This is a genomic window from Pseudoduganella umbonata (assembly GCF_014192225.1).
GTDB classification, from domain to species: domain Bacteria; phylum Pseudomonadota; class Gammaproteobacteria; order Burkholderiales; family Burkholderiaceae_D; genus Rugamonas; species Rugamonas umbonata.
In genome coordinates this window covers 1,202,428-1,226,089 of the sequence record NZ_JACHXS010000001.1, presented here as the reverse complement: position 1 = coordinate 1,226,089, position 23,662 = coordinate 1,202,428, and the positions used below count along the sequence as shown (strand labels likewise).

At 69.4% G+C, this 23,662-nt stretch carries 14 protein-coding genes; 13 read left to right on the top strand and 1 reads right to left on the bottom strand.

All coding sequences use genetic code 11. The annotated features are described in order from the left end of the window. Positions 1-52: 52 nt before the first annotated feature. The 7 genes from FHS02_RS05010 (at position 53) to FHS02_RS04980 (ending at position 12,706) form a co-directional block, all read left to right on the top strand. Positions 53-2,266: a hybrid sensor histidine kinase/response regulator gene (locus FHS02_RS05010; protein ID WP_137313079.1), complete on the top strand. Its 2,214-nt coding sequence runs from the start codon at positions 53-55 to the stop codon at positions 2,264-2,266. A gap of 169 nt (positions 2,267-2,435) precedes the next feature. After that, the gene (locus tag FHS02_RS05005; protein ID WP_175424739.1) at positions 2,436-2,576 is read left to right on the top strand and encodes a hypothetical protein; all 141 of its coding nucleotides are present in this window, start codon (positions 2,436-2,438) and stop codon (positions 2,574-2,576) included. Positions 2,577-2,807: 231 nt separating this feature from the next. Beyond that, the gene (locus tag FHS02_RS05000) at positions 2,808-3,329 is read left to right on the top strand and encodes a sigma-70 family RNA polymerase sigma factor (RefSeq protein WP_137313078.1); all 522 of its coding nucleotides are present in this window, start codon (positions 2,808-2,810) and stop codon (positions 3,327-3,329) included. A gap of 7 nt (positions 3,330-3,336) precedes the next feature. Continuing rightward, positions 3,337-4,284, top strand: coding sequence for a FecR family protein (locus FHS02_RS04995; RefSeq protein WP_175424738.1), 948 nt, complete (start codon positions 3,337-3,339; stop codon positions 4,282-4,284). A gap of 79 nt (positions 4,285-4,363) precedes the next feature. Next, complete coding sequence (locus FHS02_RS04990; RefSeq protein WP_175424737.1) at positions 4,364-6,940, top strand: TonB-dependent receptor; 2,577 nt, start codon at positions 4,364-4,366, stop codon at positions 6,938-6,940. 29 nt (positions 6,941-6,969) lie between these two features. Continuing rightward, the gene (locus FHS02_RS04985) at positions 6,970-10,368 is read left to right on the top strand and encodes an exo-rhamnogalacturonan lyase family protein (RefSeq protein WP_217496911.1); all 3,399 of its coding nucleotides are present in this window, start codon (positions 6,970-6,972) and stop codon (positions 10,366-10,368) included. A gap of 127 nt (positions 10,369-10,495) precedes the next feature. After that, the gene (locus FHS02_RS04980; RefSeq protein ID WP_137313075.1) at positions 10,496-12,706 is read left to right on the top strand and encodes an NADP-dependent malic enzyme; all 2,211 of its coding nucleotides are present in this window, start codon (positions 10,496-10,498) and stop codon (positions 12,704-12,706) included. 140 nt (positions 12,707-12,846) lie between these two features. Here the strand turns inward: FHS02_RS04980 and FHS02_RS04975 are convergent, their stop codons facing one another. Next, positions 12,847-13,260: a BLUF domain-containing protein gene (locus FHS02_RS04975; protein ID WP_137313074.1), complete on the bottom strand. Its 414-nt coding sequence runs from the start codon at positions 13,258-13,260 to the stop codon at positions 12,847-12,849. Positions 13,261-13,594: 334 nt separating this feature from the next. On the opposite strand from FHS02_RS04975, the gene FHS02_RS04970 reads away from it, so the two are divergent. From FHS02_RS04970 to FHS02_RS04945, 6 genes are all read left to right on the top strand, one after another. Next, positions 13,595-15,442: a glycoside hydrolase family 43 protein gene (locus tag FHS02_RS04970; RefSeq protein WP_175424736.1), complete on the top strand. Its 1,848-nt coding sequence runs from the start codon at positions 13,595-13,597 to the stop codon at positions 15,440-15,442. A gap of 42 nt (positions 15,443-15,484) precedes the next feature. Beyond that, positions 15,485-17,470, top strand: a complete 1,986-nt coding sequence (locus FHS02_RS04965; protein WP_137313072.1) for a glycoside hydrolase family 2 TIM barrel-domain containing protein — start codon at positions 15,485-15,487, stop codon at positions 17,468-17,470. Between the two features lie 60 nt (positions 17,471-17,530). Further along, positions 17,531-18,820 (top strand): extracellular solute-binding protein, encoded by a 1,290-nt coding sequence (locus FHS02_RS04960; protein ID WP_137313071.1) that lies wholly within the window; start codon positions 17,531-17,533, stop codon positions 18,818-18,820. A gap of 62 nt (positions 18,821-18,882) precedes the next feature. Then, positions 18,883-19,767, top strand: a complete 885-nt coding sequence (locus FHS02_RS04955) for a carbohydrate ABC transporter permease (protein ID WP_137313070.1) — start codon at positions 18,883-18,885, stop codon at positions 19,765-19,767. A gap of 10 nt (positions 19,768-19,777) precedes the next feature. After that, complete coding sequence (locus tag FHS02_RS04950; RefSeq protein WP_137313069.1) at positions 19,778-20,608, top strand: carbohydrate ABC transporter permease; 831 nt, start codon at positions 19,778-19,780, stop codon at positions 20,606-20,608. Between the two features lie 146 nt (positions 20,609-20,754). Continuing rightward, complete coding sequence (locus FHS02_RS04945) at positions 20,755-23,646, top strand: TonB-dependent receptor (RefSeq protein ID WP_137313068.1); 2,892 nt, start codon at positions 20,755-20,757, stop codon at positions 23,644-23,646. The last annotated feature ends 16 nt before the right edge of the window (positions 23,647-23,662 follow it).

The window sequence follows — 23,662 nt, the reverse complement described above, 5'->3', positions numbered from 1 at the left end:
CGGGACGAAGGATGCCCGCTATAATCGGCCTTTTCCTAGCCGGGCCCGACCCATGCACGACCGCCGCGGCATCACGCTCAGCCTGCGCCACCTGCTGCTCCTGCTGACAGCGATCGGCTTCCTGCCGCTCGCGCTGCTCGGCTCCTGGGGCCTGATGACGGCCGCCGGCGTGCAGCAGCGCGAGCAGGACCGTTCGATGCTTGAACTGGCCCGCGCGCTGTCGTCGGCCGTCGATGCCGAACACGACGGCGCCGCGGCGGCGCTGGCCGGCATCGCCAATTCCCCGCTGGCGCGCAGTGGCGACATGCGCACCTTCCATGACGTGGCAACGCAGCAGGCCAGGGCGCAGGCCCAGTGGCTGGGCGTGATCCTGTCCGACGCGGCGGGGCGTTCGGTATTCCGCACGATGGCGCCGTTCGGCGCCCCACCGGCACCGGTGGCCGATCCTTCCAGCCTGGCCCGCGCGGTGGCCGGCCGCGCACCGGTCGCCGGCGGGGTCGTACGCGGCGCCGGCGGCCGCGCGGCATTCCCCGTGCGCGTGCCCGTCGACCTGCCCGGCGGCCGCTACGTGCTGTCCGCGGTGATCGCGCCGGACCGCATCGTCAACGTGATCCGGCGCCAGCGCGCACCGGGCGACTGGGTGATCGCCGTGATGGATGGCGACGGGCGGCGCGTGGCGCGGTCCCGCGAGCACGAACGCTACCTGGCCGGCATGGCCAGTCCCGGCCTGCAGCGGCTGATGCGCTCCGCCCGCGAAGGCACCGGCGATTCGCGGACCATCGAGGACGTCCCGGTGCGTACCGCTTTCACGACATCGTCGCGCTGGGGCTGGACGGTGGTCGTCAGCGCGCCGACCGCGTCGCTGCGCTCGCCGCTGCTGCGCGGCGCCATGGTGTACGCGGCGGGCCTGGCGCTGACGCTGGCGGCGTGCATCGCGCTGGCCTCGCTGCTGGCGCGCCGCATCGTGCGCCGCATCGACAGCCTGGTGCAGGGCGCCGCCGCCCTCGGGGCCGGCAAGCCGGTGCTGGTCGAGCCGTCGCGCGTGCGCGAGATCGGGCAGATGGGGCAGGCGCTGGCCGCGGCGGCAGCCGCGCGCGACCGGCACGAACGCGAGCGCTCGGACCTGCTGGCTTCCCTCGAACGGGCGGTGGCGTCGCAGGAAGAGGCGCTGGCCGAGGCGCGCGAAGCCGGCCGCGCCAAGGACGAATTCCTGGCCGTGCTCGGGCACGAGCTGCGCAATCCCCTCAGCCCGATCGTTGCATCGCTGGACCTGATGGACCTGCGCGGCGATGCCGGCGCCCAACGCGAACGGGCCGTGCTGCGGCGCCAGGTGGCCCATCTGAAGCGGCTGGTGGACGACCTGCTGGACGTGTCGCGCATCGCTTCGGGCAAGCTGGAGCTGGAGCTGCGGCCGGTCGACCTGGCCGACATCGTGCGGCAGGCGGTTGCCGCCGCGGCAACCGGCCTGCGCGTGTCGCTCGAGGCGCCGGACGCGCTGTGGGTTGCCGGCGACGACAGCCGGCTGGCCCAGGTGCTCGGCAACCTGCTGTCGAATGCCGGCCGGTTCGGTGGCGGCGCAGCCACGGTCACGCTGGCGGAGGTGCCGACGCGCAACGGCAACATGGCGCGCCTGGCTGTCAGCGACCGTGGCGCCGGCATGGCGCCGGACCTGCTTGCGCGCGTGTTCGACCCGTTTTTCCAGGCACCGCAGCAACTGGCGCGCCGTACCGGCGGGCTCGGACTGGGGCTGGCGATCGTGCGCAAGATCGTCGAGCTGCACGGCGGCCGGGTGACGGCGCACAGTGCCGGCGAGGGGCAGGGCAGCACGTTCGAAGTGCTGTTGCCGCTGGCGCCCCGCGGCCTGGCGCCCGCCGGGGCGCCGCACGTGCCGGTGCCGCAGGGCTTGCGCGTGTTGCTGGTCGACGACAACGAGGATGCCGCGCAGGCCAGCGCGCAAATGTTGAGCCATATCGGCCTGGATGTGCGGGTGGCGTACACCGCGCATGAGGCGCTGGCCGCGTATGGCGCCCGGCCGGTCGATGCCGCGCTGCTCGACATCGGCTTGCCGGACATGGACGGCTATGCACTGGCCGCGGCGCTGCGCGAGGCTGCCGCCGGGCGCGCACTGCGGCTGGTGGCCCTGACGGGCTATGGCCGCAAAGGCGATGTCGAACGGGCCTCGGCGGCCGGTTTCGACCTGCACCTGACGAAGCCCGCATCGCTGGACGACCTGCGCCGGTCACTGGGCACGGGCATCGGCAACTGAGTGGCGGCGTGCAGTGTTTGGCGTAGAAAAAAGACAAGAAAACGGGCGCCGCGCGCCCCCGCGTTGGTGTACCATTTGCGGTTTCTTGTGACTGGAAAGCATCATGGCGGAACGCGGCACGACGAGGTCGCGCGCTGACGCAACGACGGCTGCGCGTGTGGAGGATGCATTGAAGATTGTCGAGGAGGATGGCATCCATCCGGCGCTGGAATACATGCAGCGTGCCGGCGTGCCGCGCGAGATCGCGCTGCGCGTGCTGTGCTCGCCGCAATTCCATCGGCACGGCGAACGCCGCCGCAATCCGCGCTGATCCGTCGGTCGTTATTCCCTGCAGCGCCGGGTTATCCCCGGCACCCGGTGCGGTTTCCGCGCCAGGCGCTTGCCCTCTTCGCCGCAATGGCGAATTCCGACGAAGCATAGTCGGAATGGTTCGTTCTGTTTCCTGATCGGTCCCTCTATATTGGCGGCGCGGCCATGCACCGGGCATCCTGCCGTGCCAGCCGCGGTTTTGCCGACAAATAGATGATGAACGCCGGAAAAGATGAACGCCGCACCCCGATCCAACGAACTCCTGGCGCTGCGCAACGCCTTCCTGGGCAGTGAATTCAAGCGCAGCTACGGCTGGCTGACCGCCGCCGTCCACCGGCTGGTAGGGTCCCGCAACGATGCGGAAGACCTGGCCGCTTCCACCTTCACCGAACTGGCCGCGCTCGACGACGTGAGCCACATCCGCCAGCCGCGCGCGCTGCTGACGACGATCGCGCGCCGCCTCACGTACGAGTTCTGGCGCCGCCGCGACCTGGAACGCGCGTGGCTGGCCGAGCTGGCACTGCGGCCGGAAGGGCACGCTGCTTCCGCCGAGGAAGTCTGCATGACGGTCGAGGAGATCGTGCGCATCGATGCCGCGCTGGCGACGCTGTCGTCGAAGGCGCGCGAGGCCTTCATCCTCAGCCAGTTCGAGGAGCTCGGCTATGCCGAGATCGCGCAGCGCCTCGGCGTGTCGGTCAGCATGGTGCGCAAGTACGTGGCGCAGGCGCTGGCCGCGTGCTGGCCCGCGGCATGAGCGCACCATGAGCAGCCCCGCGCGCAGCCGCGCCGAGCGCACGGCGATCGACTGGGAAGTGCGGCTGCGCGATCCGGATCAGGACGACCGGGCACTGGCGGCATTTCGCCAGTGGCACGACGGCGCGCCGGAACACGCGGCGGCATGGGCGTCGCTGCAGGACCGGCTGGGCCGGATGCGCGGCCCCCGTGCCGGCGATGGCATCGCGATGGCGCGCGCGCTGCGCCATCCCGTGGAAGAGCGCCGCCGCGCGTTGCGGGCCGGCTTCGGCATGGCGATGCTGGCCGTCTCCGGCGCCGGCGGCTGGAAGCTGGCGAACGAGCTGGGGTACGATGCGACCTGGCGCAGCGGCGTCGGCGAGCACGGCGCGGCCACGCTGGCGGACGGCTCCGCGCTGCGCTTCGATGCCGGCTCGCGCATCGATCTCGCCCGCGCCTCGCGGACCGGCGGCCCGGCCGGCGCCCCGATCCGGCTGCACCTGCGGCAGGGCCAGTTGCTGGTCAGCTGCCGTGGTCCGCTCACCGTGGCGGTGGCCGGCGCGGACATCGGCTGCGATGGCGCCGAGCTGTGTGCCGGGCGGCTGGGGCGGCGCGGCATCGTTGCCGTGCGCGGCGCCGGCGCGTCGCTGCGCCTGCCGGGCCGCGCACCCGTCGCCCTCGCATCCGGCACCGCGTACACCTTCGACGGGGACGGCGCCGAAGCGTCGCCATTGTCGTTCAACGCCGCCACCGCGTGGACGCGCGGCATGCTGGTGGCCGACCGCCTGCCGCTGCCCGACCTGGCCGAAGCCTTCGGCCGCTACCATCGCGGCATCCTGCGGGTGCGCGGCGCCGCGGCGGAGCACGTCATCAGCGGCGTGTTCCGGCTCGCCGACCTGGAGGGCGCGCTGCGGCAGGTCGCCGGCGTGCTGCCGGTGCAAGTCGCGCGCTACGGGCTGCTGACCGTCGTCGAATGACATTTTTTTTCGGCTGGCGCTGACGCTTTTCGCATCTCGTCCCACAAGGGGATTACCAACGACATCAATGAGGTATCCCTTGCACAAGCATTCCCTGACCGTGGCCGTGCTGGCCACTCTTCCCGCGCTGGTGGCCACTGCCTGCGCCCATGCCCAGGCCGGGCGCCAGGACTACCGGCTGCCGGCCGCGCCGCTCGAACAGACATTGCTGGCGATCGCCGCCGACACCGGGGTGGCGCTGGCCTATGACCCGCGCCTGCTGGGCGACGCGCGCTCGGCGCCCGTCGTCGGCCGCTACAACGCCGCGGAGGCGATCAGCCGCGCACTCGATGGCAGCGGCTTCGAGCTGGCCAGCGGCAGCGGCGCATCGTTGACGATCCGCCGCCGCGTCATCGCGAAGCCGGAAGCGCCGGCGGCGGTGCCGCTGCGGAAGGTGTCCGCGCCGGCCGCTCCCGCCACGCCCGCCATCGCCGCGGCGGCGCAGCCTGCGGCGATGGCGACCGTCACCGTCAGCGGTACGCGCCAGGCCGGCCGTGGCGGCCTGGAAGACGATCCGCAGCGCACGCCCACGTCGTCCTACCGCATCAGCGGCGCCGAGCTCGACGAGCAGAATGTCACCACGCTGGAAGAACTGCAGCAGCTGGTGCCGGGCCTGAACATCCAGAGCACCGACCCGTCCGACATGCAGGTGACGATCCGCGGCGTCGGCGACGGCGGCGGCCAGGCCTCCGGCGACTCGAATATCGGCATGCCGGGCAGCGTGGCCGTCTATGTCGATGGCGTCTACCTGGCCCGTCCGGGCATGCTGTCGAGCCTTGGCGACATCGCCCAGGCCGAGGTGCTGAGCGGGGCGCAGGGCACGATGTTCGGCGCGAACGCCACCGGCGGCATCGTCAACATCACGACGAAATCGCCCACCTTCGTGCCCGAGGCGAGCGTCGCGGTATCGGCCGGCCAGCACGGCTACCAGCGCGTGCGCGGCGTCGTCTCCGGCCCCCTGTCGCAGGACTGGGCCGGCCGCGTCAACGTGGTGCGCAGCAATTCGGACGGCGCGGTGACCAATCTGCGCACCGGCAACAAGCTCAATGGCGGCTCGTCGAACGGCGTCCGTGGCCAGCTGCTGTATCGTGGCGGCGACCGATTCACGCTGCGCCTGTCCGCCGACTACAACAACAGCAACAGCGAACCGACCGCGGTGCTGGTGGCCACGCACGCGGTCGACGGCCGCGACACGTACTTGACGCATTCCGCCGCGGCGGGCAACAACGTGGTGTTCGGCCCGCATGTCGACCTGGACGACGAGAACCGTATCCACGTGGTGCAGGGCGGCGTGTCGGCGCTGGCCGAGTTGCAGCTCGACAGCGGCTGGCGCCTGCGCTCGGTCACGTCGCTGCGCTACTTCCATTCGCAGCCGACGATGGCCGACGGCCTGTCGGTGCAGGTCTATGCCAATACCGGCACCGAGGTGCGCGACAAGACGTGGTCGCAGGAAGTACGGCTCGATTCGCCCGCCGGCCGCCCCCTCGAATATGCGCTGGGCCTGACGTACCTGGGCCAGCACGCCCAGACGCTGGCGCACACGCGCTACGCCAACACCACGGTGCCGGCCCTGTGGCTGGACAGCACGGCGTTCCGCAACCTCGACATCATCCGTCACGGCCTGCTGCGCGACCGCATGCTGTCGCCGTTCGCGCAGGGCACGCTGCACGTGGGCGACTCGGTCGACATCACGGCCGGCGTGCGCGCCAACGTGCAGAAGAAGGGCGGCAGCTTCATCCGCTACAACCGCGTGCCGTTCAATTCCGGCTACCTGGAAGAAAACCACACGCTGCCGTCCGGCACGCTGACGGCCACCTGGCGCACGGCTCCCGGCTGGAGCACCTATGCGGCCGCGTCGTACGGCGAGAAATCCGGCGGCCTGAACATCTCGGCCGGCGCGGCCCGCCAGGCCGGCCTCGATTCGCTGTACATCAAGCCGGAAAAAACCAAGACCGGCGAAGTAGGCGTCAAGGCCAGCCTGGCCGGCGACCGGCTGGCGCTGAAGGGCGCGCTGTTCCTGACCGAGATCGGCGACTTCCAGACCCAGGGCTACAACCCCGACGACCAGCAGGTGTACCTGCTCAACGCCGGCACGTTCATCTCGCGCGGCGCCGAGGCCAGCGCGCGCTGGGCACCGGACCGCAACTGGCGCATCGACGCGGCGGCGGTGTGGAACGACACGTACTACACGCATTACGACAACGCGCGCTGCCCGCCCGAAGTGACGCTGGCGCCGAACCCGCCGCCGTCGTGCAACCTCACCGGCGCGCGCGTGTTCAACGCGCCGAAGCTGACCGCCAACGCCAGCGTGCGCTACGGCTGGACGGGCGACAGCGGCCTGCGCTCGTTCGTCTCGGCCCGCTACGCCTACCGCAGCTGGATGTTCGGTACCGTCGACACGTCGCAGTTCACGCGGGTACCCGGCTACGGCCTCGCCGCATTCGCGGCCGGTACCGAAGGCAAGCTGGGCGACGGCGAATGGAGCGCGTCGGTCTTCCTGAACAATGCATTCGACAAGACCTACTACAAGCGCCTCGTGAACGGCGATTACGGTTCGGTGGCGGGCTGGCTGGGCGAACGTCGTACACTGGGCGTCTCGCTTGCATACCGCTATTGAGCCATAACCTGACACAACCAAGGAGACCGATGGACCGCCGCAACCTGCTGAAACTCACCGCGCTGCTGGCCGGCGCGCCGGCTTTGACGATGCTGCCGGCACGCGCCGCCGATGCCGGCGCCGTCGACAGTACTTCCACCGCGCAGCCACCGGCAACCGCGCTGCGCTGGCTCGATGGCGAACCGCCCGGCAGCTTCGCCGGCACCACGTTCGGCGTACCGTGGCCGCAGGGCCTGGTGCCCCGCGACAGCGGCTTTTCATTGCGCGCCGCCGGTGGCGCGGCAGCGCCGATCCAGTCGTGGCCGCTGGCGTTCTGGCCCGATGGTTCGCTGAAATGGAGCGGCCACGCGGTCGGTGGCGGCACCCCGGCCGCCGGTTACGACCTGCAGCCCGGACCGGCGGCGCCGGCCGGTCCCGGCATGGTGAGCCGCGACGGCGATGGCCTGGTCGTCGATACCGGCAGGCTGCGGGCCCGCGTGCCGGGCAAGGGCAGCAAGGTCCTCGACGGGGTCGCGCTGGCCGGCCATACGCTGCTGCGCGATGGCGAACTGGTGCTGCTGACGGATGCGGTGAACGACGCCGTGAGCGATGGCGAAGGCGGCACGGCGCCGCGGCAGCGCTGGCTGGGTGACATCGCGCAGGTGCACGTGGAGCAGGACGGCCCGGTGCGCGCCGTGCTGAAACTGACCGGCACGCACCGCGCGGGCGGCGCCGCCGGTGCGGGAGCCGCGCTGCTGCCGTTCACGCTGCGGCTCGAGTTCCACCGCGACAGCGATGCGGTCCGCGTGCTGCACACGTTCGTCGTCGACGTGGATCCGGCCAGGCTTGCTGTGCGCGGCATCGGCCTGCGTTTCGGTACGGCGCCCGACGGCGCGCCGCACGACCGCCACGTGCGCTTCACGTCCGCCGCCGGCGGCGTGTTTGCCGAAAGCGTGCGCGGGCTGACGGGCCTGCGGCGCGACGTGGGGGAGGCCAACGCCGCCCTGCAGGTGGCCGGCCTGCCGCTGCCGCCCGCGGAGCAGTTGCCGCCGGCAGTGCGCGATGGCCTGCAATACGTTCCCGCGTTCGGCGATTACCGGCTGGTGCAGCCGAACGCCGACGGCTTCACCATCGTCAAGCGGACCGCGAAGGGCCATGGCTGGATCCCGGCCGGCGGCGGCACGCGCGCCGGCGGTACCGCCTACGTGGGCGGCGTGCGTGGCGGCGTGGCGTTCGGCGTGCGCAACTTCTGGCAAAGCTATCCGGGCCAGATCGACATCACCGGCGCCGCCGGCGACGATTGCGCCGTCACGCTGTGGCTGTGGGCGCCGGAAGCGCCGCCGATGCAGCTGCGCTTCTTCCACGACGGCATGGGCCAGGAGACGCACGAGAAACAGCGCGCCGCGCTCGACATCACGTATGAGGATTACGAGCCCGGCTTCGGCACGCCGCACGGCATCGCGCGCACCAGCGAGCTGGAACTGCAACTGCTGCCGGCCACGCCGCCAGCGGCCGGCCTGGCCGCGATCGGCGCACGCATCGCCCGGCCGCCCCGGCTGATGGCGCCGCCGGAGCGGCTGCACGCGGCCGGCGTATTCAGCGACTACTGGGCGCCGCAGGGACGGGGCGGCGCACGGGCGGCACCGCTGGAAGCGCGGCTGGCGGCGCTGTTCGACTACTACAAGGGCCAGGTCGAGCAGCGCCGCTGGTACGGCTTCTGGGATTACGGCGACGTGATGCATACCTACGATCCGCGCCGCCACCAGTGGCGCTACGACGTCGGCGGCTTCGCCTGGGACAATTCGGAACTGTCCACCGACATCTGGCTGTGGCACTACTTCCTGCATTCGGGCCGCGCCGACGCGTTCCGTCTCGCCGAGGCGATGACGCGCCATACGGGCGAAGTCGATGTCCACCACATTGGCCCGTTCAGCCCGCTCGGCACGCGCCATGGCGTGCAGCACTGGGGCGACAGCGCCAAGCAGCTGCGCATTTCCACGGCGATCAACCGGCGTTTCATGTACTACCTGACGGCCGACGAGCGCATCGGCGACCTGCTGGCCGAACAGCAGGATGCGGTGCGCCGGCTGCGCGACATCGTGCCGGGGCGGAAGATCGGGCAGCGCGCGGCGCCTGGCGCCAACGAAGCCAGCGTGGGGTTCGGCACCGACTGGGGCGCCATCGCCGGCGCGTGGTTCACCGCTTGGGAGCGCACCGGCGACAAGGTCTGGCGCGATAAACTGCTGGCCAGCATGAGGACGATCGCGGCGCAGCCGCGCGGCTTCTTCACCGGCAGCGCCGTCATGGACCTGGACACGGGCGCGTTCCGCATCAGCGACTCGGACAAGATCTCGGTATCGCACCTGTCCGCCGTGTTCGGCCTGACGGAGATCTGCGCCGAACTGCTGCGCACCTTGCCGGAGCCGGCGTTCCGCGACGCGTGGCTGCGCTACTGCCGGCTGTACAACGCCACGCCGGAAGCGCAAAAGGCGGCGCTCGGGCAGGACCTCGGCAAGCTGAACCTGTCGCAGGGGCATGCCCGGCTGCTCGGCTACGCGGCGGCGCAGGCAGGCAGCGTGGCGGAGAGAGGGGGGCTGATGACGGAAGCATGGCGCCTGTTCGAAGCCGGCAAGGCGGGGCTGCGCGATGTCGATTTCGCGGTGCGACGGGTGGCGCGGCCGGCGGTGCTGGACGATATCGACGAGGCGCCGCGCATGTCCACCAATGCGGCGGCCCAGTGGGGGCTCGGGGCGCTGGGCCTGCTGGCGCTCGACGGCCGGGCCGCGCCGCCCGGCAGGTTGCTGGTGCGGGACGATTTCACGACCTTCGACAGCCGGCGCTGGCGGGTGGAGGCGGAAAAGGGCGATCCGCGCGATGTCGTGACGGTGAAGGACGGCGCGCTGCTGCTCGACACGCGCGGCGGGCTGACGGTGTGGCTGGCCGAGCCGCTCGATGGCCATTACGAAATTTCCTATACGTGCACGGTGCTCGACGAAGGCAATCCGGGTGACCGGCTGTCGGACATGAACATGTTCTGGCAGGCGAAGATGACGCGGCCGCTGTCGGGCAGGCTGTCCGACTACGACCGCGTGCCGATGTTCTATGCCGGCATCGGCGGCAACCACAACGCGACGACGCGCTTCCGCCGCTACGACGGCAGCGGCGAGCGGATACTGCTGCAGGAATATACCGACAGTCCATACCTGCTGCGTGCCAATCACCCCTACCGGGTGCGCATCGTCGTCGATGGCGCGGGCACCCGGCTGTATGTCGACAATGTGCAGTATTTCGCGTCGCGCCAACGGGTTGGCGCCGGCCTGTTCGGTTTCCGGACCACGCTGTCGCGTCAGCGGATCGCCGATTTCGCCGTGTTTCGTTTGGCGGAAACCCCGTCCAATCGAACGATCGTGCCAAAAGGGCCCCGCACACGCGCCGCCACTTCAGGGTAATATTGACGGTTACGCATGCCATGTCACTTTGATATCGCGTCAGGCGATGACGGCCGTAACCCGAATTATTTACATTGCGCCCGGGCGCCGCCGAATCGCGGCGGCCCGGGCGGCTGAAGGAGAAAGCATGACCAACGAAGTCAATCACGACAATCACGACGACGGCAAGGACGCGCGCCGCGAACAGCAACTGCGCGCCGACGCGCTGGAATACCACCGCTTCCCCACCCGGGGCAAGATCGAAGTGGTGCCGACCAAACCGTTGTCGAACCAGCGCGACCTGTCGCTGGCCTACTCGCCGGGCGTGGCGTACGCCTGCGAGGAAATCGCCGCCAACCCCGCTGCCGCCGCCGAATACACGTCGCGCGCCAACCTGGTGGCCGTGATTACGAACGGTACCGCGGTGCTCGGCCTGGGCAATATCGGCCCGCTGGCATCGAAGCCGGTCATGGAAGGCAAGGGCTGCCTGTTCAAGCAGTTCGCCGGTGTCGACGTGTTCGACATCGAGCTGGCCGAGAACGATCCGGACAAGCTGGTGGACGCCATCGCGATGCTGGAACCCACGGTGGGCGGCATCAACCTGGAAGACATCAAGGCGCCGGAGTGCTTCTACATCGAGAAGAAGCTGCGCGAGCGGATGAACATTCCCGTCTTCCACGACGACCAGCACGGCACGGCGATCATTTCCAGCGCCGCGCTGCTGAACGCGCTCAAGGTCGCCAACAAGCGCATCGGCGACATCAAGCTGGTGGCCTCCGGCGCCGGCGCCGCGGCGATCGCCTGCCTGGACATGATGGTGGGCCTGGGCGTGCGCCGCGAGAACGTCTACGTGACCGACTCGCGCGGCGTGATCTGGCAGGGCCGCGAAGCCAACATGGAAGCGAACAAGGCGCGCTACGCGCAGGACACCGACGCGCGCACGCTGGCCGATATCGTGAACGGCGCGGACGTGTTCCTGGGCTGCTCGACCGCCGGCGTGCTGACGGGCGAGATGGTCAAGACGATGGCCGAGCGCCCCGTCATCCTGGCGCTGGCGAACCCGGAACCGGAGATCCGCCCCGAAGTGGCGCTGGCCGCGCGGCCTGACTGCATCATCGCCACCGGCCGTTCGGACTACCCGAACCAGGTCAACAACGTGCTGTGCTTCCCGTACATCTTCCGCGGCGCGCTCGATTGCGGCGCCACCCGGATCACCGAGGAAATGAAGCAGGCCTGCGTGGTGGCGATCGCCGAGCTGGCCGAGGCGGAAGTGTCGGAGACGGTGGCCGCGGCGTATGCCGGCCAGACGCTGGCGTTCGGCCCCGACTACATCATCCCGAAACCGTTCGACCAGCGCCTGATCGCCGCGATCGCGCCGGCCGTGGCGAAGGCGGCGGCCGAATCGGGCGTGGCCACCACGCCGATCGCCGACCTGGCCGCCTACCGCGCCCAGCTGGAACAGCAGGTGTACCACACCGGCCTCGTGATGAAGCCCCTGTTCACGGCCGCCAAGGCCGCGCAGAAGCGTGTCGTGTATGCCGAGGGCGACGAAGAGCGCGTGCTGCGCGCCGTGCAGACCATCGTCGACGAAGGCCTGGCCAAGCCGGTGCTGGTGGGCACTGCCGACAAGGTGGAAAAAGCCATCGCCACCGCCGGCCTGCGCCTGAAGCGCGACACCGACTTCACGCTGGCCGATCCCGGCAGCGCGGACGCGACCGACCATGCGCTGGCGCTGCTGAACTCGGGCGAGGCCGATGCCGTGATCTGCGGCCTGCGCGGAAGCATCGACACCCACCTGGAGCAGGTGCGCGCGACGATCGGCCTGGCGCCGGGCGCAGAGGTGATGGCGACGATGAATGCGCTGGTGCTGGAAAAGCACACGCTGTTCGTCACCGACACGCACGTCAACGACGATCCGACCGCGGCGGAACTGGCGGCGATCGCGCGGCTGGCCGCCGAGCAGGTGCGCCATTTCGGCCTGGAGCCGAAGGTCGCGCTGCTGTCGCACTCCACGGCCGGTTCGTCCGAGCGTCCGTCGGCCCGCAAGATGCGCGATGCGCGCGCATTGTTGGCCCATTCGGCGCCGGAGCTGCCGGTGATCGGCGAAGTGCAGGGCGACGTCGCGCTGGCGGGCGGCGTGGTGCCAGGGTTTACAGGCGAAGCCAATGTGCTGGTGATGCCGTCGCTGGACGCCGCCAACATCGCCTTCAACCTGCTGAAGGTGACGGGCGGGAAGGGCGTCACCGTCGGCCCCGTGCTGCTGGGTGCCGCCAAGCCGGTGCATGTACTGGGCCCGGGCGCCACGGTGCGCCGTATCGTCAACATGACGGCGGTGGCTGTCTCCGGCGCGGTGCGCTGACCGGCTTCGCCGGGTAAGTGAAAGGGCCGCCGGCATGCCGGCGGCCCTTTTTGCATGGGCACGCAGTTGCCGTGCCGGCAGCCTCGCGAACCGGTCGTCCACGCCGCCAGGCGAACGTGGTGCCCGGCGTCGTCATGGCGTCAGCTTTTGAAAGTGTTCAGCAACGTCACCGCTGCCGACACGCCGAAGATCTTGCGGCCCGTCTTGGCCGCCTCGACGATGTCGATGAGTTCCTGGTACTTGTCGGCCTGCCGCTCTTCGAGGTTGGTCATGTTCATGGTCCAGCGCACGAAAGTGCGGAAGTCCGCCGGCTCGTTGTAAAGGAGGCGCAAGTCGTGGTGGCGCGGATCCTTGCTGATCGTGGCATACAGCGAAGCCAGCGTCGGGGCAGGGCCTTCGAGTACCTGCATGAACCAGCCGCCGTTGTAGAACAGGCTTCCGGTGACATCGATCCTGGCGTTATTGGCCTTGGCCTGCGCCCAGATGGCGGCCAGTTCTTCCTTGTCGAGTTTGCGGGTGGATTGACTCAGGTATACGAGTTGATGAAGTGACATGACAGGGGATGGCGACGGGTTGAGAGGTGTAGTTGCATGCCTAGTGTAACTGACCTTGGTGCTTTTGGGCGTTGTTAATTGGCCAGAAGCAACAATTCGTCGGCGTGCGCTGTCCATGGCACCCGTTCCCGGAAGGCGCCGGCAGCGCAGTCATGTCGTTAAAAATTTGCAACTAACCGAAAATGCGCTGCGAGAGCCGGCTTCGCCTGGAATGGCGGATCGGCCACCGGGCCGCCATGGCGGTGGCACCCATCGCGATGGCCGGTGCGCCATCCGTGCACCACCCCCTGGCCAGCCATGCTACCTTCCGCGTTTTGGAAAAAAGGAGCAGCCAGTGCGGTCATGCCTGTTTCTCCTGGCAGCGGCTCTCCACGCCGCAGCCGCTGCGCAAGCGCAACCAGCTTCCACCTATCACAATCCGCTGCCGGTCAGGCTGGCCAGCGGCGAGCTGGCGCAGAACTGCGCCGACCCCGCGGTGCTGCGCGATCCCCGCGCGCCGCAACCCACCTGGTACCTGTACTGCACGACCGACCCGGTCAGCCGCAGCGAGAAAGAGGGAGACGGCTACCGCTTCCGGTTCCTGCCCATCTATCGTTCGACCGACCTGGTGCAGTGGGAATGGGTGACCGACTCCTTTACCGGGCAGCGGCCGGCACCGGCTTCGCCGAGGTCGTGGCTGTGGGCGCCCGAGCCGCAGTACCACGACGGCCGCTACTGGCTGTACTACACGATCACCGATACCGACGACGCGCACAGTCCCGAGCCGGGCTGCGACGCCGACAGTTCGATCGGCGTGGCCAGCAGCGCATCGCCCACCGGGCCATGGCAGGCCAGCGGCAGGCCGGTGGTGGGGCCGCGCCGCGCGACGCCCGGCTGCAAGTTCGACTGGACGTTCGACCCGGACGTGGTGATCGACGACGCCGGCACGCGCTGGCTGTACTACGGCAGCTATGGCGGCGGCCTGTTCGTCCAGCGCTTGTCGAACGACGGCCTGTCGGTGGAGGGCGAAGCCCGCCGCGTCGGCACGTCCGGCCGCTATGAAGGCGCGGAAGTGGTGCGGCACGATGGCTGGTATTACCTGTTCGCGTCCGCCACCGACTGCTGCGCCGGGCCGCTGACCGGGTATGCGCTGCACGTGGGCCGCGCTGCCAGTCCGCTCGGCCCCTTCCTCGACAAACAGGGCAACGACATGGCGGCGGCGCGTGCCGGCGGCACGCCGGTGCTGCCGCAAAGCGGCAACCGCTGGGTCGGCGCCGGCCACAACGCGGTGCTGCAGGATGCGGCCGGTCAGTGGTGGACGATCTACCACGCGGTCGACGTGAACGATCCGCTGTTCGCGCCGGGCCTGACACGCCGGCCGGCGCTGCTGGACCGGATCGACTGGGCCGGCGGCTGGCCGGTCGTCGCCGAAGGGCGCGGCCCGTCGGACCGGGAACTGCCGGCGCCGGCCACATCCGCCGCCGGTGGGCGTCCGGCACCGGCGTTTGCCGGCACCGGCGCCGACATGCGCCTGCTGTGGGACGAGGATTTCACGAAGCCGCCGGCGGCGCCATGGCGCTGGCTGCGCAGCCCCGGCGCCTGGCGCATCACCGGCGAAGGCCTGGCGTGGCATACGCAGCCGGGGGACCTGTACGTGGACACCAACACCGCGCCGCTACTGGCGCGGCCGCTGCCGCCCGGCGACCTGCGCATCGAGGCCAGGGTGCGGATCGATGCGCCGGACGACTGCTGCGCCCCGCACGTACAGGCCGGCATCGTGGCGATGCGGGATGACGACAATTACGTGAAACTGTCGGTGCTGGCGAACGCCGGCCTGCACCAGGTGGAATTCGGCAAGGAGCAGAAGCCGGTGCCGGTACATCACCCCCGCTACGGCAACACGGTGGCCGGCACGCCGGCGGCGCAGGGCGGCTGGACCTGGCTGCGGCTGGACGTGCAGCGCGAAGGAACGGGCCAGGATGCCCGCGAACGGTGGACGGCATGGTCCAGCCGCGACGGCCGCGACTGGGTCGGCGGCGGCACGTGGACGCACCGGCTGGGTCCGGCGGTTCGCCTCGGCCTGGTGGCGATGGGCACCGGCGCGCTCGCCGTGACATTCGGCCCCGTGCGTGTCAGCGCGTTGTATCCGCCCCACTCAGCCGGCAGCGCGGCGCAGGTGCACGGCACGGCAGCTCAACCGTGACGCTGTGCAGGACATAAACCACTTATCATAAGGACAAACGTGATGAGAGCCCCGCTGAAGGAGAACGAGATCGTGGACCACCCCCGGCCGCAGTTGCGGCGCGCACAATGGCTGAACCTGGATGGACCGTGGCAGGCGATGCTGGACGACGGTGCCGTGCATTACGAACCGGCCGACGTGCCGTTCGACCGCACGATCATCGTGCCGTTTCCGCCCGAGGCGGCGGCCAGCGGCGTGCACGACCGCGGCTTCCGCCGGCGCGTCTGGTACCGGCGGGTGGTGGGGCTGGACGACGACTTGCTGCCGTCGCCGGACGAACGGCTCAAGCTTCACTTCGGCGCCGTCAACCACCGCGCGCGGGTGTGGATCAACGGCCACTTCGCCATGCAGCACAAGGGCGGGCACGGGCCGTTCTCGATCGACGTCTCGCGCTACCTGGACGGCCGCTCGATGGAGATCGTGGTGCAGGCCGAGGACGATCCGCACGACATGCACAAGGTGCGCGGCAAGATGGACTGGGAGCTGGAGCCCCATTCGATCTGGTACCCGCGCACCACCGGCATCTGGCGCACCGTGTGGCTGGAGAAAGTGGCGCGTTCGCACGTAGCGAAGCTGCGCTGGACGGCGGACGTGTTCACGTGGCAGATCCGCCTCGACGCGGACGTGGCCCACCACGCGCCGGGCAGCACCGTCAACGTGGTGCTTCGCCTGGGCGACAAGGTGCTGGTGTCGGACCGCTGCATGCTGCTCGAAGGCCGCCTGTCGCGGCTGTTCCAGCTGCCCGACCCCGGCATCGACGATGCCCGGGCACACTGGATGTGGAGTCCGGAAAGCCCGCAGCTCATCGATGCCGAGATCACGCTGCACGCGGCCGACGGCCTGGTGCTCGACCATGTCGTCAGCTACACGGCGCTGCGCACCGTCTCGGTGGACGGCGACCGCTTCCTGCTCAACAGCCGGCCGTACTACCTGCGCATGGTGCTGGACCAGGGGTACTGGCCGGAAAGCCTGATGGTGGCGTCGGCCGAACAGCTGCGCCAGGACGTGGTGCTGATCAAGCGGCTCGGCTTCAACGGCGTGCGCAAGCACCAGAAGTCCGAGGACCCGCGCTGGCTGTACTGGTGCGACGTGATGGGCCTGTGCGTGTGGGCGGAAATGCCGTCCGCCTACGGGTTTTCCAGCGAAACCGTGCACGGCGTGATGGAAGAGTGGAAGGAACTGGTCGAGCGCGACATCTCCCATCCGAGCATCGTGGCGTGGGTGCCGACCAACGAATCGTGGGGCGTGCCGGAGCTGATGCACGACCGGCGCCAGGTCGACTTCGTGCGCGCGATGTACCACATGACGAAGGCGCTGGACGGCACGCGCCCGGTGGTCGGCAACGACGGCTGGGAAATGCCGTGCGGGGACTTCGTCAACATCCACGACTACCATGCCGACCCGGAAGAGCTGGTGGCCCGCTACGGCACCCGCGAAGGACTGCAATACACGTTCGAGCATGTGCGCCCGGCGCGCCGGCGGCTGGTGATCGACGGCTTCGTGGGCACCGGCAAGCCGCTGTTCCTGTCGGAGTTCGGCGGCATCGCCTGCATGGACGACGCCGACCCGAAAGGGTGGGGCTATTCGGTGGCGCGCGACGGCGAGGAACTGCTGGAGCGCTACCGCCGGCTGATGGACGCCATCCACCGCTGCCGCCCGCTGTCCGGCTTCTGCTATACCCAGCTGACGGACACGTTCCATGAAAAGAACGGCCTGCTGACCGAGCAGCGCGTGCCGAAGGCGCCGATCGCCGCGCTGGCCGAAGCCACGCGCGGGCCGGACGCGCGGCTGCACGACTGGTACACGGACCCGCTGGGCCACAGCGAACTGTGGCGCGGCAAGCGCGTACCCGAACCGGCGCCGATGGGGGGGCAGGCCGCGGCGATCCCGGCGACGCCGGAGACCACCCACGCGTCCGCCGGTCCGGAAGACCAGCCGGGCATGGCCGCGCCGGAGCCGGGCCTGCGGCTGCCCAGCGAGGCGGCCTGACGGGTACCGGCACCCGGTAACGACAACAAACAACCTGGAACGACCAGGCGGAGACACGACATGCGAGCTGGCCGATGGGCCGTCGCGGCGCTGGCACTGCTGCTGTGCAGCCCCGCGGCACGCGCCGACGTGCAGGTAGTACAGATGTGGACGCTGCTGTCCGGTGGCGACGGCGCCCGCATGCGCGCGCTGATCGACGGATTCAACGCGTCGCAAAGCGCGGTGCGGGTGGAAAGCACCACGCTGAAGTGGGGCGAGCCGTTCTACACGAAGCTGATCACGGCGACCGTCGCGGGCGCCGGGCCGGACCTGGCGACGATCCACCTGTCGCGGCTGCCGAACCTGGCCGGCGGTGGCGTGCTGCGGCCGGTCACCGACGCCGAGCTTGCCTCCGCGGGCCTGCGCGGCGCCGATTTCCTGCCGCGCCAGTGGGCCCGCTCGCAATACGGCGGCCATGCCTATGCCGTGCCGCTCGACATGCATCCGCTGGTCCTGTACTACAACAAGGACCTGGCCGGCCAGGCCGGCCTGCTCGATGCCGGCGGCAATCTGAAACCCATCGTCGGCATGCCCGCGCTGACGGATGCGTTTCGCGCCGTGAAGCAGACGACCGGCAAGGCGGGGCTGGCGATGGAGGCGGCGCAAAGCACCTATGCGATCTGGCGGCTGTGGCTGTCGCTGCTGGCCCAGCAGGGCCTGCCGGTGGTGGCCGACGGCCGCTTCGCGTACGGTCCGGCCGGCGAGAGCACGCTGGCCGCCATCGCCCACTGGTTCCAGGCCGGCTACGCGACCCCGGGCCAGGATTACCCCGCATCGACCAGCCAGTTCATGGCCGGCAATGCCGGTTTCATGATCAACGGCGTGTGGGAAGTGCCGGAACTGGTGCGCGGCACGCAAGCCGGCACGGTCCGGTTCCGCTACGGCATCGCGCCCCTGCCGCAACTGTATGGCAACGCCAGCACGTGGGCCGATTCGCACGGTTTCGCCATCCCCGCCAACGAGGGCCGGCCGATGGCGCCCGCCAAGACGCGCGCCGTCATGCAATTCATCGCCTACGTCAGCACCCATTCGTTCGGCTGGGCCGAGGGCGGCCACATCCCGGCCTACCGGCCGGTGGCCGAATCGGCGGCGGCGCGCGCGCTGATGCCGAACGCCGAGTATGCGGCCGCCGCGGACAACGTCGTCTACGACCCGCCGGGCTGGTACATGGGCGCGGCCGGGCCGCTGGAAGCGATCGCGTCGAAATTCCTGCCGGCGCCGCTGGCCGGCCAGCTGACGCCGGCCGATGCGCTGCGCCGTTTCGAGAGCGAGGCGCAGCGGCTGCTGAAGAAGCGCCCGCCGCGCTATTGAGGAACGTTGCCATGAGCGGAGCGATGCGATGAGGGGAGCGATGCGATGAGGGGAGCCGATCGATGAAGGGAAGAACGCGCGGAACCGGCAGCCGGTCCGAAACGCTGTCCGCCACGCTGCTGCTGTTGCCCTTCATGGCGGCATTCGTCCTGTTCTTCCTGCTGCCGGCGCTGCAGACGCTGTACCTGTCGCTGACCGAGAGCAGCCTGACGCGCACCAGCGCCTTCGTCGGCCTGGCCAACTACGCCACGCTGGTGGAAGATCCGTCGTTCTGGTCGTCGCTCGGCAACACCTTTTATTTTTCGCTGCTGACGGTCATTCCGCTGACCGCGCTGGGCCTCGTGATGGCGCTGCTGGTCGACCATTTCACGGCGCGGCACGGCGCCGCCGGCTCCTGGCTGCAGGGCGCCTTCTTCTTGCCGTACGTGCTGCCGATCTCGGTGATGACGCTGATTGCCGACTGGATGCTGCAGCCGTCGTCCGGCATCGTCAACCACCTGCTCGGCGTGCAGCGCTCGTGGTTTTCGGACGTGCGCTGGGCCATGCCGGTGGTGGCCATCGCCACGATCTGGTGGACGGTGGGTTTCAACATGCTGATGTTCATCGCCGGCCTGCGCAACATCCCGCGCGAACAGTACGAGGCGGCCGCGCTGGACGGCGCGCGCGGCTTCGCCGTGTTCCGCCACATCACGTGGCCGGCCCTGAAGCCGGTCACGGTCACGGCGCTGGTGCTGCAGCTGATCGCGTCGCTGAAAGTGTTCGGCCAGACCTACATCATGACCACCGGGGGGCCGTTCAACACCACCCGCGTCACGCTGCACTACATGTACGAAACGGCGTTTACGCAAAGCGATGCCGGCTACGCGGCGGCGGTGGCGATGGCTTTCATGTTCATCGTCGTCGCGCTGGGGCTGCTGCAGGCGCTGGTGCTGAGGAAGAAGAAATGACGGAGGCCCCATGAAGAACACGCCGCTGCACTGGACCGCGATCGCCGTGGCATCCGCGCTGGGCCTGGCCATGCTGTGGGTGGCGCCGCTGCTGTGGGCGCTGTCGACGGCGCTGCGGCCGGAGTACGAAACCATCCTGCCCACGCTGCACCTGCTGCCGCAGCGCTGGACCGTGGAAGCGTTTACCAAGACGCTCGGCGCCGGCAACGTGCCGCGCTGGCTGTTCAACAGCGCGCTGGTGGCGCTTGCCGTGACCGTGGTGACGATGGCGATCAGCCTGATGGCGGCCTTCGCCTTCTCGCAGCTGCGCTTCCGTGGCCGCAACCTGCTGTTCCTGGTGTCGATGCTGGCGCTGCTGCTGCCGTTCGAGGCGCTGCTGGTACCGCTGTTCCGCACGATGAACGGGCTTGGCCTGATCAATACCTATGCCGGCATCGTGCTGCCGCAGGTGGTGTCGCCGGTGGTGATCTACGTGTTCCGCCAGTTTTTCGACGCGGTGCCGCACGACTTTCGCGATGCCGCGCTGCTCGACGGCGCGTCGCCGCTGCGCGTGCTGTGGAGCGTGTACCTGCCGATGTCGGGCAATATCGTGTGGGCGATGGCGATCGTCACGTTCATCGCGGCCTGGAACAATTTCCTGTGGCCTTTCATCATTGTCACGTCGAACGACATGATGACGATCCCCCTCGGGCTGACGCAGACCTACGATGCGTTCGGCGTGCGCTACGCGCAGCTGATGGCGGCCGCGCTGCTCGGCGCGTTCCCGGTGGCGCTGGCGTACATCGCGTTCCAGCGCCGTGTCACGCAAGGGTTGCTGGCGGCGACGGGGCTGAAAGGGTAAGGCGCACGGGGCGTCGCATCGGCGCAACCGAATCGGCCTAGCGCGTTGGCATTGAATAAAGCTTGTGTCTATGATCGGAAAGCTTCCCCAGGCGGAGCGTCGCGAGCCTGGCACAACCAACATTCGGAGACAACATGAGTCCAGTCATGAGTCCAACGTGCATGCGCCGCGCCGTTGCCGCCGCCGTGTGCGCGATGGCTGCCGGCACGGCCGGCGCCCAGCAAGCCCCTGCAACCACGACGCCGCCGGCAGACCAGCCCGTGGCACAGCAGGCCGACCCGGCCGCGGGCCAGGCCGCGCCGGCGACTGCCGGCCAGCCGGCCCCGGAGACGTCCGGCCAGTCCGCCCCGGCCCAGGCGACCGGCGCCGGTAGCGCCACCGACACGGCCACCGTGCAGGGCGGCCCGATCGCCACCGTCGAGGTGACGGGCATCCGCCGCAGCATTCGTTCGGCGGAGCAGATCAAGCGCGATGCGACGCAGGTTGTCGATTCGATCAATGCCGAAGACATCGGCAAGTTCCCCGACCGCGCGGCCGGCGACGCGCTGCAGCGGATTGCCGGCGTGCAGGTGGGGCGCGACCGGGGCGAAACGTCGACGGTGACGATCCGCGGCCTGCCGGACGTGGTCACCACGCTCGACGGCAACGACATCTTCACGGGCCGCGGCCGCCGGCTGTCGTACCAGGACCTGCCGGTGCAGTCGATCGCGGGCCTGGACGTGTACAAGTCGGCCACGCCGAACCAGCCCGAGGGCGGCATTGCCGGCGCCGTCAACATCCGGCTGCGCGCGCCGTTCGATGCCCCGGGCCAGGTGACCACCGGCTATCTGGAGGCGCGGCGGCAGGAGATCAACGGCAGCGACGCGGCCAGGTCACGCTACAGCCCCGGTCTCGGCGTGTTGCACAGTAATCGCTGGAAAACCGGCGTGGGCGAAATGGGCGTGCTGCTGGATCTCGCCTACAACAAGGAACACTGGGGCTACCCGGTGCAGTGGGTGGACCGGCCGGACCGGATCTTCTCTGTCAGCCCCGATGGCACGGCGGTGCGGCTGAACGACGACCAGCCGGTGGCGCCGCTCAACCCCGGCGACCGGCTCGGCAACCTGCCGCATGTCGGCGGCATCTACAACGCCGGCGACCGCGAGCGGTTTTCGGCGCACGGCGCGTTCCAGTGGAAGATCAATCCGAAGCTGGAATTCACCACGCAGTACCTGGGCATGGGCTACCGTGCCCGCAACGAGGTCGACTACATCCTGGCCATTGTCGGCTGGGCGCCGCGCCTGAACGGCGTGGTGCTGGGCGACCGGGGCTGCGATACCCCGGAAGGCCAGATCTGCCCGATCCTGTCGGCCAACGCGCCGGCCGCGCAGTTCGGCCCCGGCGCCTACGAGTGGGATCCGTACGTCGCCACCAGCGCCTGGGGTGTCAAGGAGCGGACCAATACGCACAACCTGAACATGAGCCTGCGCTTCCGCGACGGCCCGTGGGACGTGACGTCGTCGCTCGCGTACACGCACTCGAAATTCATCAACGACACGGTGATCGTCGACCAGCAGATCCCGAATGCCACGGTGAACGTCTACACCTATGGCGCGGACGGCCATGGCGGCTACAACGCCGTGACCACGCCGACCAGTGCCACGCCGCTGCGCGACCCGAACGCGTTCGTGCTGCGCGGGATGGTGCAAAACTGGGAAGAATCGCTGGGCAAGCAGACGCAGTGGCGCACCGATGCGACCTACAAGCTGGGCGGCGGCTTCATCCGCGCGATCAATGCGGGCCTGCGGCTGTCGTCCCGCTCGACCGGCTATCACTCGGGCGAGGTGGCCAGCGACCTGCGCTCGGCGGTGCGGCCGTCGCCGGTGGAACTGTTCGGGCCAACGTTCCAGAGCCTGGTGCCGGGCGTCGACCGGCTCGGCGGCCAGTACTACGTGCCGTCGCGCGACTTCCTGATCGACGAAGCGGACCGGGTGCGCGTCGCCTACGGCATGCCGGCCGGGCGCGTGCCGGACGATCCGAGCCGCATGTTCGAGCAGCGCGAGCGCACGTCGACCGTCTATCTCAGCGGCCGCTACCAGGCAACGCTGGGCGGCGTGGAGATCAGCGGCGATGCCGGCGTGCGCGCGATCCACGTCAAGCGCAAGCTGGAAGGCACCAGCCGGATCGGCGACGTGATCACGCCGGTCGACCTGTCCGCGTCGGAAAACAACTACCTGCCCAGCATCTCGGCGCTGGTCGGCTGGCGCGACAACCTGCAGTCGCACCTGTCGGCCGGCAAGACGCTGACGCGGCCGGACTTCCTGCGCCTGAATCCGGCGCTGTCGCTGATTCCGCCGACGGTCAACGCGCCGGGCACCGGCAGCGCCGGCAACCCGCAGCTGGCGCCGACCAAGTCGACCAACCTCGATGCCACGCTCGAATACTACTTCCCCAACAACGGCTATGCGCAGATCGCGCTGTTCCATCGCGACATCGACGGCTACCTGCAGAACTACACGCAGGATGAAATCATCGATGGCCAGCGCTACCGTGTGACGCGGCCGCAGAATTCCGGCAAGGGCACGCTGAAGGGCTATGAATTCGGCACGCAGAAGTTCTTCGACTTCCTGCCCGGCTTCTGGAGCGGCTTCGGGGCCCAGTACAACTTCACGTGGATCGATGGCGACAACGAAACGCGGCTCGACCCCAATTCCGACGTGCTGACCAAGACCCGGCTGATCGACGTGGCCAAGAAGAGCCACAACCTCGCGCTGCTCTACGAGGGCCACGGCCTGACGGGGCGGCTGGCCGCCACGCGGCGCGGCGACTACGTGGAGCAGATCGCCGAGCCGCGCTTCCTGCAGGACCGCTTCGTCAAGGCATCGACGTATGTCGACCTGTCGCTGTCGTACGAGATCACGCCGAACATCTCGGTGCAGTTCGACGCGATCAACCTGACGAAGGAAAAGTACGAGAGCTACGTGGGCGACCCGTCGCGGCCGCGCGACATCCGCTATACGCCGACCACGTACGGCGTGGGGCTGCGCTTCAAGCTCTGAACAAAGAAAGGAAATG

Coding starts and splice junctions, on each gene's coding strand:
- FHS02_RS05010 (WP_137313079.1), top strand. CDS start 53: ATGCACGACCGCCGCGGCATCACGCTCAGCCTGCGCCACCTGCTGCTC.
- FHS02_RS05000 (WP_137313078.1), top strand. CDS start 2,808: ATGAACGCCGCACCCCGATCCAACGAACTCCTGGCGCTGCGCAACGCC.
- FHS02_RS04995 (WP_175424738.1), top strand. CDS start 3,337: ATGAGCAGCCCCGCGCGCAGCCGCGCCGAGCGCACGGCGATCGACTGG.
- FHS02_RS04985 (WP_217496911.1), top strand. CDS start 6,970: ATGGACCGCCGCAACCTGCTGAAACTCACCGCGCTGCTGGCCGGCGCG.
- FHS02_RS04980 (WP_137313075.1), top strand. CDS start 10,496: ATGACCAACGAAGTCAATCACGACAATCACGACGACGGCAAGGACGCG.
- FHS02_RS04975 (WP_137313074.1), bottom strand. CDS start 13,260: ATGTCACTTCATCAACTCGTATACCTGAGTCAATCCACCCGCAAACTC.
- FHS02_RS04965 (WP_137313072.1), top strand. CDS start 15,485: ATGAGAGCCCCGCTGAAGGAGAACGAGATCGTGGACCACCCCCGGCCG.
- FHS02_RS04960 (WP_137313071.1), top strand. CDS start 17,531: ATGCGAGCTGGCCGATGGGCCGTCGCGGCGCTGGCACTGCTGCTGTGC.
- FHS02_RS04955 (WP_137313070.1), top strand. CDS start 18,883: ATGAAGGGAAGAACGCGCGGAACCGGCAGCCGGTCCGAAACGCTGTCC.
- FHS02_RS04950 (WP_137313069.1), top strand. CDS start 19,778: ATGAAGAACACGCCGCTGCACTGGACCGCGATCGCCGTGGCATCCGCG.
- FHS02_RS04945 (WP_137313068.1), top strand. CDS start 20,755: ATGAGTCCAACGTGCATGCGCCGCGCCGTTGCCGCCGCCGTGTGCGCG.